Annotated in this window: 10 protein-coding genes; 4 read left to right on the top strand and 6 right to left on the bottom strand. The window is 57.6% G+C overall.

Translation table 11 applies throughout. The annotated features are described in order from the left end of the window. Positions 1–14 precede the first annotated feature (14 nt). The 3 genes from QOM10_RS19470 to QOM10_RS19460 all read right to left on the bottom strand — a co-directional run bounded on the left by QOM10_RS19470 (position 15) and on the right by QOM10_RS19460 (position 4,192). Positions 15–1,421 (bottom strand): hypothetical protein, encoded by a 1,407-nt coding sequence (locus tag QOM10_RS19470; RefSeq protein ID WP_316916783.1) that lies wholly within the window; start codon positions 1,419–1,421, stop codon positions 15–17. Between the two features lie 106 nt (positions 1,422–1,527). Further along, complete coding sequence (locus tag QOM10_RS19465; RefSeq protein ID WP_316916782.1) at positions 1,528–3,255, bottom strand: hypothetical protein; 1,728 nt, start codon at positions 3,253–3,255, stop codon at positions 1,528–1,530. Further along, positions 3,200–4,192, bottom strand: coding sequence for a hypothetical protein (locus QOM10_RS19460; RefSeq protein WP_316916781.1), 993 nt, complete (start codon positions 4,190–4,192; stop codon positions 3,200–3,202). Before QOM10_RS19460 ends, QOM10_RS19465 begins: the two co-directional genes overlap by 56 nt. A 153-nt stretch (positions 4,193–4,345) precedes the next feature. Between QOM10_RS19460 and selD the strand changes: the two genes are divergently transcribed. Continuing rightward, positions 4,346–5,380: a selenide, water dikinase SelD gene (selD, locus tag QOM10_RS19455; protein WP_127929058.1), complete on the top strand. Its 1,035-nt coding sequence runs from the start codon at positions 4,346–4,348 to the stop codon at positions 5,378–5,380. After that, entirely contained in the window at positions 5,380–6,483 is a 1,104-nt protein-coding gene (mnmH, locus tag QOM10_RS19450; RefSeq protein ID WP_316916780.1) for a tRNA 2-selenouridine(34) synthase MnmH, read from the top strand. The genes selD and mnmH overlap by 1 nt, the downstream gene beginning before the upstream one ends. Positions 6,484–6,602: 119 nt before the next feature. Here mnmH and QOM10_RS19445 read toward each other — a convergent pair whose 3' ends face one another. Then, on the bottom strand, positions 6,603–7,277 hold the full coding sequence (locus QOM10_RS19445; protein WP_150651608.1) for a histidine phosphatase family protein: 675 nt from the start codon (positions 7,275–7,277) through the stop codon (positions 6,603–6,605). A 341-nt stretch (positions 7,278–7,618) separates the two neighbouring features. On the opposite strand from QOM10_RS19445, the gene QOM10_RS19440 reads away from it, so the two are divergent. Both QOM10_RS19440 and hemB read left to right on the top strand, forming a co-directional pair. Continuing rightward, on the top strand, positions 7,619–8,317 hold the full coding sequence (locus QOM10_RS19440; protein ID WP_316916779.1) for a glutathione binding-like protein: 699 nt from the start codon (positions 7,619–7,621) through the stop codon (positions 8,315–8,317). A 248-nt stretch (positions 8,318–8,565) separates the two neighbouring features. Then, positions 8,566–9,540, top strand: a complete 975-nt coding sequence (hemB, locus tag QOM10_RS19435; protein WP_047300672.1) for a porphobilinogen synthase — start codon at positions 8,566–8,568, stop codon at positions 9,538–9,540. Positions 9,541–9,664: 124 nt separating this feature from the next. Here hemB and QOM10_RS19430 read toward each other — a convergent pair whose 3' ends face one another. Then, positions 9,665–11,200, bottom strand: coding sequence for an FAD-dependent oxidoreductase (locus tag QOM10_RS19430; RefSeq protein WP_316916778.1), 1,536 nt, complete (start codon positions 11,198–11,200; stop codon positions 9,665–9,667). Positions 11,201–11,511: 311 nt separating this feature from the next. Next, positions 11,512–13,716: a TonB-dependent siderophore receptor gene (locus QOM10_RS19425; RefSeq protein ID WP_316916777.1), complete on the bottom strand. Its 2,205-nt coding sequence runs from the start codon at positions 13,714–13,716 to the stop codon at positions 11,512–11,514. Positions 13,717–13,969 lie beyond the last annotated feature (253 nt).

Raw genomic sequence — 13,969 nt, 5'->3', positions numbered from 1 at the left:
CATCGCATGGTTTGCTATGGCGTGACGGGTGCCGGTCCGCAGTTCGTGGGGTTCTGCTTGGCAGCGGCAGGAGACGCGTCGGCAGAAATTTTTTCGTCAGTGCACGCTTGCGTCTTCGTATCCGAGTGGTCAGCCGCCTTAGCCTTGCTCAATGCGTCATTCTCGGCGGGCACTGGATCTTTTTCTTTCATTTGCACTTTCAGTTCGATTTCAACGCGACGGTCCACTGCCAGACATTCCTTCTGTTCGGGAATACTTATATTTCGCGGACATTCTGACTTGGGTTGCAAAGAACCTTGACCCAACATTTTCACGTGAACATTTTTGTCTGCGTTAAACAGATCTTTGATTTCCATATACACGCTGTTAGCGCGACGCAGGGAGAGAGCGACATTGGAATCGTTTTCCTTTAGCACTGGTAGCCTGTCGGTGTGACCAGTAATGGTGGCCGACAGTATTCTCAGATGATCGGTTTCAAGCTTGTTTCTTGTATCCGTAGCGAATTCACCCAGCCGGGCTTTTCCATCGTCGCTGATTTTGTCTACATAAATGTCAAAAAGAGTATCGGTATTGAGTGTCACGCAGGTATTGAAACTGTCGTTCTTGTTTTCTTGCGTCAATACCTTCACGCCGCTGCGATCAAGCTCGATTTTTGCAACTTTTTTATCCCATTTTTGGCTTTCCTTATTGTAGGTAAGCAACTGGACCAAGCTGCGTTCTCCCAATCCATGCCAAAGAACATTGAAATGATGAACAATGTTGGTTTGGTTGCCGTCTTTCGTACAGCCATACACTGAAAGATTAAGCTCTTTTGCTACATCGCTTACAATTTTCTGATTGTCTTCACTTAGCACGAGGGAAACATTTTTTTGCTGCACACCAATGAAGCCAAAAGTGCCATCAATGAATTTTCCCAGAAGAGGAGGCACCAATGCTGCAGGTATGATGAACGCCAGGAAAAACACAAGCACTCTTTGCCATGTTCTTTTTCGCTTGGTAGCCGCGTCTTCACCTGGTAAGTCGGATTTCCACAAATTGATAGAAATGTGCAGCATAAAGCCGCTTGCAGCGGATGCTGCGAGTGCCGTCCAGTCAGCGAGAAGATAGGCAACGAGTCCCAGTGCGGCAAAAAATATGAAGCTGAAGATTGCAGCGAATATTTTTTCGAATCCGTTTTTTTCTTTTATTGCTGAATAGGCAAAATTAAAAGCCAGAAAGCTTGCTCCTAGCCAGTAGGAATACAAGAAGCCAAATCCTAAAGCAATAAAGATAAAGACAAGACTGTCGGCAAGATTAAGTCCGGTAGGGAAGAAGTTGATAAGAAAAGCGCAATATCCCCATGTAATGAAAATTCCAAGTGCGATGATGAGCTTGACTGAAAACGAACCGGCTTTTGCGAGATTCTCAATTAGGTCGGACACGTATATCCCTGGATATATTTATAAGGTGGTTGGATGGTTACAACTACCTTGTGGTGGATGGTGTACTTCACCACTCTTTAAAAGAAGGCGTTAGCTACGTCTTGGATCAAGTCGCCAGACTGCTTTCCAACTCAAGCAGCAACCGGTCATTTTCTTCCATCGCCTGCGCCAGACTCCGGTCAAGCCTTTCACCCACCTCGATGATTTCGCGGTCGCGGTTCACGCCTAGAGGATCAAGCCTGTCCACCAGGTAAACAACAAAAGTGCTGGCCAGCCCTGTCAGTGCGCCGACGATGACCGCAGACAAAATCGCCCCCACAGTGCCGAGCCCGGGAATCAGCAGCATTTGTTTTTCGATGACTTCTTCAAGTGCGACACCGGCAATGATCACACCTCCGGCGCAAGTGATCTTGATCGCCTCGTGTGCTGCCTGACGCAGGGTGAGTCCCTCAGGAGGCAGCAACAGTGTCTTCAGTGCCTTGAGCAACGACAGGAATCCTTCACGGAACATGCGCACAGCACGTTTGCCCGTGGTGACAAAGACGTTGATCAGGGTGGTGACCAGGTTGGCCAGTACGCCGGCCACGAAGCCTGCGCCACCGGCAGCCAGCGCTGTTTGCCATTGATTGCCGACTCGTTTGGCAACGCGCCCGAGGCGCGCGCGTAGCTCCGGGACCAACGATTCGTGGCTTCGGCCATGGCGGTACAGGTCCATCAGTTCGTCGAACGTTGCGCTGAAAAACTCGATCAGCATGACGCCGAAGGCTTGCTGAAACGCCATTTTGCCGCCTTCCTTGAGGCTGGTCCTGGCAAGGTCCGCTTTGAACTTGTCGCTTTTGTAATAGGCGTCGTTGAGTTTCTTTTCATACTCGGCACGTGCTGCCTTGTCCTTCGCCAGCAGCAGATCAGGGTTCTGCGCGATGGCTTCATGCTGTTTGAGCAGATTGAGGCGATTTTCTTCTTTAGGCGTCAGTTCGGTTTTCTCCGACAGCCGCTGCATTTCCTCCCGACGACTGACCGACTGCGTCTGCAGCTTTTCAACAAGTTCGGTGGCACTCAATTTACCTTTTGACTGGTTAAGCGCTTTCTTCGTCGGATTCAGATTGGAGTCGACATTTGCCAGTTTCGGTGCATCGAGATCGGCCAGCACTCGTCCCGGATCGGTATAAATTTCATTGGCTGAAATGGTGTGGTCGAGGTTGCGCGGATCCTGCTTCTTGTTCTGGCCGAAGGTCTCGTTTGTGTAGGCGTCCTTGAGGGTGCCCGATTGCTGAGCCAGCGTGTCTTTGGCGTTTTTGTCGGTGTAAGCCTTGTCCTTGTGAAATTTGTCCGAATCATAAGCAGGCAAGTCGGTGTACTTCCTGGCAGCAGCATCGCTGGCGTACACCTCATTCCTCGCGTTATTGATGGTGTCGACGTTGCCGCCTTTTTTATCGTAAACCGCGAGCACTCGACCCAACCCGAAAGGTACCGCAATAGCCTGCAACACCTCGCGTCTACTGTCCCCGATGAGTTGCTCGAAACGTTCCTGATTGAACGCTTGCGAGTAGCCTTTGAGCGCTTCCTGGGCTTCATCATCCGTGACGTCAAGCTCCACCGAAAAATCAGCGGCAAGAAAATCGCCCTCCAACAGCAGAGGGCTCAGGGGCTCCTCAAGCAATTGTCGAGCAAGGTCAGCCTCGGGCAACCCGACGAGGCGGGTCGCACTGGCAACCGTTGCTTGCTGGCGTTGCCGGGCTTTGAAACGTTCGATTCGATCCGTCATGGCAGTTCTCCTTTCAAGCAGCGGCAGACAACTGCGCCCATCCCGAGCGAAACGCTTTCTGCGGCTCACTCATTTCACCGTTCAGCGTCGTGACGAAATCGATGATTTCATCGAACAACGCTTGCGCCTCAATTCCGGTTTTTCGCGCTCGGATGAAAGCCTCCTTGAGCGTCGGAGGATTGCTAGCGAGCAGATTCATCGCTGCTTGAACTTTGGCGGGCAGGAAGTCGCTACCCATGCCCAGCAGGAACTCATTGATTTGCTGCTTATCCTCTTCACTGGCGCCGCCATTGCACGCGGCGCTCGCCTGTGCAACGGCTTGCATGGCAATCAGCATGCGGAAATAGGCTTCATGGCTGTCAATGCATGCCTTGGCTTTTGCGAGCGCCTCGCAGAAGCGCCTTTCCCTGACCTCACTCTTCGCCTTTTCGCGGTTCTCGCCGCGAGTTTCAGCATTTTTTTCCTTGCGCTCTTCCAGTTCTTTTTTGGCATTCCAATAGGTTGCCATCGAGGTTCCGAAGTCGGCTACATAGTCCCGGGAACTGTCGTAACCGCTGGTGATGGTTTCGCGGGTGAAATCGTAAGCATCACTCAGGACATCGCCCACTTTGTCAGCAGCGTCCACAACGGATTCAACGGCCGCGGTGTAAACGTCTGCCACAACGTCGGCGGCGTTGGAGGCGGTTTCGACAGTGGAGTTGTAGGCATCGGATACGGCATCGCCAACCTTTTCGGCTGCTTCAGTCACGACGTCAGTCACCGCATCGGCGGCATCGGAAATCGTTTCGACGGTGGCGCCATACAGATCGCCGACTTTGTCTCCAACGATGTCAGCGGCTTCTGCAACGGTCTCGCGGGTCGCATCGAATGCGCGGCCGACCGCGCCGGTGATAGAGGAGAAAATAAATGTCGTGTTGAAACTTTCTGGACAAAAGGGCTCGGGTTCGCGTCGCCAAGAATCGATAAAGGAGCCAGTTTCGGTTGGTTTGGAGGCGCGTTGTTTCATAGTAGTCCCTGACTTTGAATGAAGCGTTGCGCGATTCTCCCTGGTTGAAGGGTGATGTCAATATGCCTTCAGTTATCTTAAGAGGGATTGACACCGCCGAGCTGATTTGGACCTCTGCTAGAATCGGCCCCATCAACAGCCTGAGACTTCCCCATGAGCGAGCCGATTCGTCTGACCCAATACAGCCACGGCGCCGGTTGCGGCTGCAAGATTTCCCCGCAGGTGCTGGAAGTGATTCTGGCCGGCAGCGGTGCCCAGAACCTTGATCCGAAACTGTGGGTCGGCAATGCCTCGCGCGATGACGCGGCGGTGTACGAGATCGATGCCGAGCGCGGCGTGGTGTCGACCACGGACTTTTTCATGCCGATCGTCGATGACCCGTTCGATTTCGGCCGCATTGCCGCGACCAACGCGATCAGCGACATCTATGCAATGGGCGGTGATCCGCTGATGGCCATCGCGATTCTCGGCTGGCCAGTCAATGTGCTGGCGCCGGAAGTGGCGCGTGAAGTGATTCGCGGCGGCCGTGCCGTTTGCGACGCGGCGGGCATTGCGCTGGCGGGCGGGCACTCGATCGATGCGCCGGAGCCGATCTTCGGCCTCGCCGTCACCGGACTGGTGGAAAAGCGCCACATGAAGCGCAACGACACCGCCACCGCCGGTTGCCTGTTGTACCTGACCAAACCGTTGGGCATCGGCATCCTCACCACCGCCGAGAAGAAGGGCAAATTGCGTGCCGCCGATGTCGGCGTAGCCCGCGACTGGATGTGCACCCTGAACAAACCCGGCAGCCGCTTCGGCAAACTCGCCGGTGTCACGGCAATGACCGACGTCACCGGTTTTGGCCTGCTCGGGCATCTGGTGGAAATGGCGGACGGCAGCAAGCTCACCGCACGCATCGCCTATGACCGGGTGCCGCGTCTGGACAGCGTCGAGTATTACCTCGATCAGGGCTGCGTGCCCGGCGGTACGCTGCGCAATTTCGACAGCTACGCGAGCAAGGTCGGCCGTGTGCAGGAGCTGCATAAACGCGTGCTCTGCGACCCGCAAACCAGTGGTGGTCTGCTAATCGCCGTGACGCCTGAAGGCAATGAAGAATTCCTTGCTATCGCCGCCGAACTGGGCCTGAACCTTGCGCCAATCGGCGAACTGGTTGAGCGACAGACGAACGCAGTCGAGGTGATTTGATGCTCCGCGACTGCACTGACTACCGAGACATTTTCCTCAACGACCGGCCGCTGATGGATGCCCGCGCGCCGATCGAGTTCTCCCACGGTGCGTTCCCCGGGGTAGTCAATCTGCCGCTGATGAACGACCGTGAACGCGAACAGGTTGGCACCTGTTACAAACAGCATGGGCAGCAAGCCGCGATAGCCTTGGGTGAGCGGCTGGTGTCCGCCGAGATACGGGAGCAACGCATTCAAGGCTGGGTCGAGTTTGCCCGTAACAATCCCGATGGTTATCTGTATTGTTTTCGCGGCGGCCTGCGTTCGCAGATCGTCCAGCAATGGATCAAGGATGAGGGTGGCATCGATTACCCGCGTGTCGGCGGTGGCTACAAGGCAATGCGCACGTTCCTTCTGGAGACGGTCGATCAGGCTGTGGCCGAATGCGACTTGGTCTTGCTCGGTGGTATGACTGGCACGGGCAAGACTGAGGCGCTGGTGCAGCTGAGCAATAGTCTCGATCTGGAAGGCCATGCCAATCACCGAGGCTCGAGTTTTGGCAAGCGCGCCACCGGGCAACCGACGAACATCGATTTCGAAAATCGCTTGGCCGTTGATGTGCTGAAAAAACGTGCCGGCGGGATCAGGCAATTTGTCCTGGAAGACGAGAGTCGGGTGGTCGGTAGCTGTGCTTTGCCATTGTCACTTTATCGGGGCATGCAAGCGGCGCCTCTGGTCTGGCTAGAAGACAGCCTCGACAATCGGGTCGAGCGGATCCTGCAGGATTATGTAATCGACCTGCATGCAGAGTTCGTCGCTGTGCATGGCGAGCTCGGTTTTGCTTTGTATGCGGAGCGATTGATTTCCAGCCTGAACAATATTCAGCGACGACTGGGTGGCGAGCGCTATCAACGCATGTATTTGCAGATGGAAGCGGCGCTGTCCGAACAGGCGCGCAACGGTTCGGTCGAGCTCTTCCGTGAGTGGATCGGTGTATTGCTGCGCGACTATTACGACCCGATGTATGTGTTTCAGCGTGAGAAGAAGGGCGGGCGGATCGAGTTTGCCGGGGAGCGTGAGGCGGTGCTTGAGTATTTGCGTGAGCGGGTGAATCAGACGCTTTGAGGTTGTAGCGGCGGGCCCCTTCGCGAGCAGGCTCGCTCCCACATTGGATCTGCGTGAAATACAAATCCCCTGTGGGAGCGAGCCTGCTCGCGAAAGGGCCGGGCCAGGCCACACAAAACTCAGGTCGGACAGGTATCTTTGCCGTTATCCAGCCCCTGCTTGTAGCTGTGGCTTTGCAGACTGGCCTTGCCGTTGTGCCAGGTCAGGGTCAGTACATACAGCGAGTCAAAGTCGTTGCCCGCCCAGTCCTCGGTGATGTTCTGCTTCTCGCCGACCGCTTTGCCCGCCACCTTGTTGATCAACTCTGGCAGATAGCCGTGCGACCAGGCGGTGTAGATCGTCGAGTTGTGATACTTGTCTTCCAGCAGTTCGCGGGCCAGATCGCTGGTGTCGTTGGCCGAAAACTCGATGTTCACCGGCAGGCCGAGCTTGATTGCGGCGGGGCTGATGGTCATCAGTGGGCGGATGTAGCTGTAGGAGTTGTCCAGCTCACCTTCCTCGACATTGCGCGTCGGATTGGCGGCAAACACGTAATCGGCCTTGCCGAATTTTTCCGGCAGCAGGGTCGACAGGTCGATGGCGCGGTTCAGGCCCTGACAGTTGAGCTGACCAAGACCGCCCTCGGGTTTCTCTGCGTGGCGCAGGAACACCAGCGTCTGGGTGCCGTCCACCGGTTGCGCACGGCTTTCGCTGGACTCAAGCGACAGGAACAGCGCACTGACAGCCAGCAGGGAAGGCAGGGCCACATACGCGCGATGTTTGAAGCGTTTGGCGAAACGCATAAGGTTCGTCATGAAATAGAAAGTTCTTCAGCTGATTCAATTAAGGCTGACAAACCTTTACACCACGGGCTCCCAGCACCGGGTGTTTTCCCTGTCGTGAACGGCTTCCTTTGCAATAAAGGCATAGCTCAGAGTCCCCTGAGGGCCGTTTGGTTCGATCGTCAGAGTGCGCAGCACTCTAACGGCTATGTTCAGCGGCCTGGTGGCAGGTTAACGACAGGATGTTACGGTTCATGGAGGCGCTGGCGCAGGCTGCGATTTTTTGCAGGCTGCAAAGGCTCAAGATCAAAAGATCGCGGCCTGCGCGGCGCCTACATTATGATCAGCCTTTAATTTGTGACTGGATGCTTCCCATGACCGATCTGTCCGCGTTCCCGATCACCCAGAAATGGCCGGCGCAGTACCCAGACTGGATTCAGCTCTATTCCTTGCCGACGCCCAACGGCGTGAAAGTCTCGATCATGCTCGAAGAAATCGGCCTGCCGTACGAGCCGCACAAGGTTGCTTTCGATAACCGGGATCAGTTGTCCGCTGAGTTTCTCTCGCTGAACCCGAACAACAAGATCCCGGCGATCCTCGATCCGCACGGCCCCGGGGACCAGCCACTGCCGCTGTTCGAGTCGGGGGCGATCCTGATTTATCTGGCCGACAAAAGCGGTCAGTTGCTGGCGCAGGAAGGCGTGCTGCGCTACGAAACGATTCAGTGGCTGATGTTCCAGATGGGCGGCATCGGCCCGATGTTCGGCCAGCTCGGTTTCTTCAACAAGTTCGCCGGCAAGGACTACGAAGACAAACGTCCGCGTGATCGTTATGTCGACGAAAGCAAACGTCTGCTCAAAGTGCTCGACGGTCGGCTGGAAGGCCGTGACTGGATCATGGGTGAGCGCTACACCATTGCCGATATCGCCACGTTCCCGTGGGTGCGTAATTTGATTGGCTTCTATGAGGCGGGTGATCTGGTTGGCATCAGCAACTTCCCGAATGTCACCCGTGTGCTTGAGCGTTTCCTCGCGCGTCCGGCCGTGGTTCGAGGCCTGACCATTCCTTCCTGACTAAACACAAACCCCATGTAGGAGTGAGCCTGCTCGCGATAGCGATGTGTCAGTCAACATTGATGTCGAATGACACATCGCTATCGCGAGCAGGCTCACTCCTACAAGGGAATGTGCAAAGTCCGAGGGATTATTACACCCCCGGTAATGCACTCTTGATTGATCCAGGTTTGTACGCCAGCCCCCGCAAGGCATAAGCTTCGCCCCCTACGACTTTCGTCTCATCTGCCGTTTTCAGGAAAGGCCCCATGTCCAGTCAGTTCCCCGAAGCACGTCCCCGCCGTCTGCGCCGCAATGCGAGCCTGCGCAGCCTGTTCCAGGAAACCGAGTTCAGTCTGAATGATCTGGTGCTGCCGATTTTCGTCGAGGAAGAAATCGACGACTTCGTCCCGATCAAAAGCATGCCCGGTGTGATGCGCATTCCCGAGCGCAAACTGGCCAGCGAAATCGAGCGTTATGCCCGTGCTGGCATCAAGTCGGTGATGACCTTCGGCGTGTCCCACCATCTGGACAGCAACGGCAGTGACACCTGGCGCGAAGAAGGCCTGGTTTCGCGCATGTCGCGCATTGCCAAAGACGCAGTGCCGGAGATGATCGTGATGTCCGACACGTGCTTCTGCGAATACACCGATCACGGCCACTGCGGCGTGATGCACAACCATGAAGTCGACAACGACCAGACCCTGATCAACCTCGGCAAGCAAGCCGTGGCGGCGGCGCGTGCCGGTGCTGATGTGATCGCGCCGTCGGCGGCGATGGACGGTCAGGTGCGGGCGATTCGGCAGGCGCTGGATGCGGCCGGATTTACTCAGATTCCGATCATGGCCTATTCGACCAAATTCGCTTCCGCTCTGTACGGCCCGTTCCGCGAGGCCGGTGGCAGCGCGCTGAAAGGCGATCGCAAAAGCTATCAGATGAACCCGATGAACCGCCGCGAAGCCCTGCGCGAATCGCTGCTCGACGAGCAGGAAGGCGCCGATGCGCTGATGGTCAAACCGGCCGGTGCGTACCTCGACATCATCCGCGACATCCGCGAAGCCTCGAACCTGCCGCTGGCGGCGTATCAGGTCAGCGGTGAGTACGCGATGATCAAGTTCGGCGCACAGGCAGGGGCCATCGATGAGGATCGCGTGGTGCGTGAAAGCCTGGGCGCGATCAAGCGTGCGGGTGCTGATTTGATCTTCACTTACTTTGCGATGGATCTGGCATTGGCCGGGATCTGACGACCAACGCGTTACCCCTGTGGGAGCGAGCCTGCTCGCGAAAGCGGTTTGTCAGCTGACATTAGTGTTGACTGACACGACGCTTTCGCGAGCAGGCTCGCTCCCACATTTGATTTGTGGTGGGTCAGGGGCAGTTGAAGTAGGTCCGGATGCCGTGATCGCGGAAGTAGCGTTCAATCACCTTCGGATCCGCGCTGTTCTCGGCAATCGCCACATACGTATCCGGGCGCAGCAGATAAAAGCCATTACGCCCCAATCCTGCCGTTTCAAACGCCGGGCGCCAGTCGAACACATGCAGCGGCAAATGATGTTCCTGGCACCAGGCGATCATTTCGTCGCTGGTGTCACCGTACACATGCACCTGCCAGCATGGCTGTCTGAGCGGTTCGTAATTGTCTCCCTCACCATCATGCGCCCACGGCAAGCGGTCGCCGCCGTGGACGTGGCCGGCCGCGCCCTGGCTCAACGGCATGCCGCGATAGTTGAGGGTGACCTGCGAAACGGTGCGAAAAAGGAACTCGCGACTGGCCTCGAACGAGGCCATTTTCGGGATCAGAAACGGTGCCACACGCATGCGCAGCAGATCAGCCATACGCCCTTCGGCGGTGACGAAACTGAAGACCTTGTCGGTGGTCGACACCAGTCGACGAGCGAAGGCAATGCGTTCGGTTTCGTAGCTGTCGAGCAGGCGTGGTTCGGCTGCGCCGCTGAGCACGGCGGCGAGTTTCCACGCCAGATTGATCGCATCGCCAATGCCGGTGTTCATGCCCTGACCGCCGGCGGGGCTGTGCACATGCGCCGCGTCGCCGAGCAGAAACGCGCGGCCACTGCGAAAATGCTCGGCCACGCGGTGATGCACGCGGTAGGTCGAGAACCAGTGCACGTCTTCGATGTGCACCTTGAGATGTTCGATGGCGCGGCTGCTGACATCGGAAAATTCCAGGGTTTCGGCGCGATCCGCACGTTCGTCACGCACGGTGCCGATCAGCCTTGCGCGGCCTTCGCCGGCGAGAGGAAACACGGCGAGAAAGTCCGCCTCATCCAGATCCAGGTGCAACTCGCCGTTCATCGCCGGGCCGCTGGCCTTGACGTCGGCCACGTAGAAAATCTGCTGATAAGTGCCGCCGGGGAAACCGCTGTCGAGGGTTTTGCGCACGATTGAGCGGGCGCCGTCACAGCCGGCCAGATAACAGGCCTGGCAGATTTCCTGCTCGCCATCGGGCAGGCGCAAATGCGCGGTGAGGCCGTCGCCGGTTTCCTCGAAACTTTCCAGTGTCGTATCGCGCTCAACAGTGACGCCGTAGTCTTCGAGGCGCTCGATCAGCAGCCGTTCGTGCTGATCCTGAGGGAAGATTTCGACGAACGCGTAGGGTGTCAGGCCTTCGCCGATGCGGTTCAGCGGTAATTGCGCGACCGGTTTGCCGTTGACCCAGAAATTCGCCGCGGCCACCCGATGACCGTTGCGCACCACGGTGTCGGCGAGGTCCAGTTGGCGGTACAACTCGAGGGTGCGTGCCTGCACCGCCAGCGCTCGCGAAGTGGTGCCGGGCGCGGAGGTTTTATCGATGATGCGCACGCGCACGCCGAGTTTGCTCAGCCACAGGGCCAGTGCCAGTCCGGTCGGGCCGGCGCCGATGATCAGAACGTCGCTGCGGTTCATGGGCCTGTCCTCCTTTTGCTGTGCAGCAAGTATGGATCAGAAGGAGAGGGTGGCCAGTTGATCGGCCAGACGGAAAAGGCCCCGCAGCGGTGAGGCTGTGGGGCCTTTTTCGGGTGTTCGGCTGGGGGGCTTTTGCGTGGCGTAGATCCGGGCCCCTCACCCCAGCCCTCTCCCGAGGGAGAGGGAGCCGATTTGTGTGTTTTTTAAGACCTGAGTTCGACTCGATATTTCAGGTCGGTGTAACTTGCAAGAACACCACGGTCAGTCCCCTCTCCCTCTGGGAGAGGGCTAGGGTGAGGGGCTTTTCAGCTTTAAAAATCAATGGTGCCGGACAACTTGGCAACCCGCGGCTCACCCTGAGTCAGATACCCACCCTGAGCCGATTCCCAGTACTTCTTGTTCGCCAGATTCTCCACGCCCAGACGCACGGTCACGTCCTTCTCCGACACCTTGAACGCATAACGCGCACCGGCATCGAAGCGGTTCCAGGTCGGCAGGCTGAGGTTGTTCGCCGCATCCGCGTATTGACCACCAGTGCGCAGCATCCGCGCATTCAGCGCTACACCTTGCAGACCCGGCACGTCCCAATCCGCGCCAGCGTTGAACTGGAAGGTCGGCACACCGATCGCACGATTGCCGTCGTTGGCGCCGTTGAGGGTGTTCTTCAGTTCGGTGTCCATCAGGGTAAGGCCGCTGATCAGGCGCAGGCCCTGGATCGGCTCGCCGAACACGTTCATTTCTACGCCTTTGTTGACCTGCTCGCCTTCACGTACGTAGGTGCAGGTGGTGGCGCTGTCGATTTCGCAGTAACCATCGCTTGGCTGTTCGATGCGATAGACACCCAGGCTCGCGCCGTAAGTGCCCATGTCGACTTTCACCCCGGCCTCGGTTTGCTTGGAGCGGGCCGGTGCGTAAACCTCGTTGCCGTTGGTCACACGGAAACCACCGGAGCTGGTCGGCGAGGTCGGACCCTGTGCCAGGCCTTCGATGTGGTTGGCGTAGAACGACACATGTTCCCATGGCTTGAACACCACGCCGTACACCGGCGTAGTGATCGACTCGTCGTAGCTCGAGGAGCGCGGGCCGCTGCCATAACTGGCGTAGCTGTAACCTTGGACCACCAGTTGCTGACGGCGCAGGCCGGCGGTGACCAGCAGGCGATCATCGAAGAAACCGAGGGTGTCGGAAATCGCGATGCTGCGGTTGAAGGTCTTGCCGACGATCCCCGGATCATTCAAGTCGCCGCCGGCAAAGTTGCCGACCGGCGACGGCGTTTGCACCGGGTGATAGATGTTGTTGGCGTACTGGGTCAGGTCGAAATCGTAGGCGCTGCGCTGTTCGGCCCAGATGCCGGTCAAACCGAAATTGAGCTTATGGCTGACCGGGCCGGTGTTGAATTTGCCGTTGAGTCCGGCCATCACGCTGGTGTTGTCTTCATCGTGGGGGACGAACGAACCCGTGGTAAACGACGCACCGCTGTTGCCAACCAAAGTGGTCGAGTTGTAGCGCCCGACTTCGCGGGTGTGCTTGGCGCCGCCGGCCGCATAAGCGGTCCAGTTGTCGTTCAGGTCGTACTCGGCGCGGAGCATGCCGAAGGTGTCTTCGATGTCGGTGTAGCCCCACTTCGGCGCGTAGTTGGTGTCGGCTGACGGCGCGTCCGGAATATGCGTGGCAGTGCCGAGGTTGACCGAGCTGCGGCCACCGTTGACGCGCTCTTTCTGATAGGCGAAGTCGCCGGAAATGCGCAGGGCATCGCCGCGATAGTCGAGGCCGATGGCGAACAGTTTCGAGCGCTGGTTCTCGTGATCGATACCGGTGTCGCCTTCGCGCTGAGACAGGTTGATCCGGGCGCCAAAGCGGTTGTCTTCACCGAAACGCTGGCCGATGTCGAAGTGATGACCGATACGGCCTTCGCTGTTGATATCGGTGGTGTAACGCCGCAGCGGCACGTCGCCGGCGCGTTTCGGTTGCAGGTTGACGCCACCGCCGATGCCGGAACCGGTCGGGGTCACGCCGTTGATAAAGGCATTGGGGCCTTTGAACACTTCCACGCGCTCCAGGGCGTCGGTGGAAATGATCTGCCGTGGCAGCACGCCGTACAGGCCGTTATAGGAAATGTCATCGCCGTTCAGCGGCAGGCCACGGATCATGAAGACTTGCGCCTGGTTGGAGAAACCCGAGGCCTGACGCACCGACGAATCGTTGAGCAGCACGTCGGCGACGTTTTCGGCCTGCTGGTCCTGAATCAATTGCTCAGTGTAGGAGGCGGCGCTGAACGGCACGTCCATCATGTCCTGATTGCCGAGCACGCCGAGTTGCCCACCGCGGGCTACTTGGCCACCCGCGTAAACCGGGGGCAGGGCGTTGGGCGTCGGGGCCTGGGCATTGACGTTGACGTCGTCCAGCACCAGCGCCTTGTTATCGCCTTCGGCGGCGTGAGCGGTGACAGTCAGGGAGCACAGCAGGGCGAGAAGCGTCGGGCGAAACGGGACGGCGAGTCGAGCTGGAGCGGGCATGTAGATACCTGGAGGCGCACGGCCGGTGAGAAAAATAAGGGCGGCGCGGGAACTCCTTGCGCAAATGCGACTCCAGGTGCAAATGATAGATTTTCTCAGTAACGGTTTGCAATCAGTTTGTCATCACCCCTTCAAAACCCGCATTCCTGTGTAGGAGCTGCCGCAGGCTGCGATCTTTTGATCTTGTTTTTAAAATCAAAGTCAAAAGATCGTCCGATCGCGGCCCGAGCCTTCGGCAGCTCCTACACGGATT

Origin of the sequence: Pseudomonas sp. P108, from assembly GCF_032613195.1 — a bacterium.
Lineage (GTDB): Bacteria > Pseudomonadota > Gammaproteobacteria > Pseudomonadales > Pseudomonadaceae > Aquipseudomonas.
This window is presented reverse-complemented; position numbering and strand designations above follow the sequence as displayed.

Excerpts from the sequence above, each read along its gene's own strand:
- QOM10_RS19460 (WP_316916781.1), bottom strand. The coding sequence starts at position 4,192 with ATGAAACAACGCGCCTCCAAACCAACCGAAACTGGCTCCTTTATCGAT.
- selD (WP_127929058.1), top strand. The coding sequence starts at position 4,346 with ATGAGCGAGCCGATTCGTCTGACCCAATACAGCCACGGCGCCGGTTGC.
- mnmH (WP_316916780.1), top strand. The coding sequence starts at position 5,380 with ATGCTCCGCGACTGCACTGACTACCGAGACATTTTCCTCAACGACCGG.
- QOM10_RS19445 (WP_150651608.1), bottom strand. The coding sequence starts at position 7,277 with ATGACGAACCTTATGCGTTTCGCCAAACGCTTCAAACATCGCGCGTAT.
- QOM10_RS19440 (WP_316916779.1), top strand. The coding sequence starts at position 7,619 with ATGACCGATCTGTCCGCGTTCCCGATCACCCAGAAATGGCCGGCGCAG.
- hemB (WP_047300672.1), top strand. The coding sequence starts at position 8,566 with ATGTCCAGTCAGTTCCCCGAAGCACGTCCCCGCCGTCTGCGCCGCAAT.
- QOM10_RS19430 (WP_316916778.1), bottom strand. The coding sequence starts at position 11,200 with ATGAACCGCAGCGACGTTCTGATCATCGGCGCCGGCCCGACCGGACTG.
- QOM10_RS19425 (WP_316916777.1), bottom strand. The coding sequence starts at position 13,716 with ATGCCCGCTCCAGCTCGACTCGCCGTCCCGTTTCGCCCGACGCTTCTC.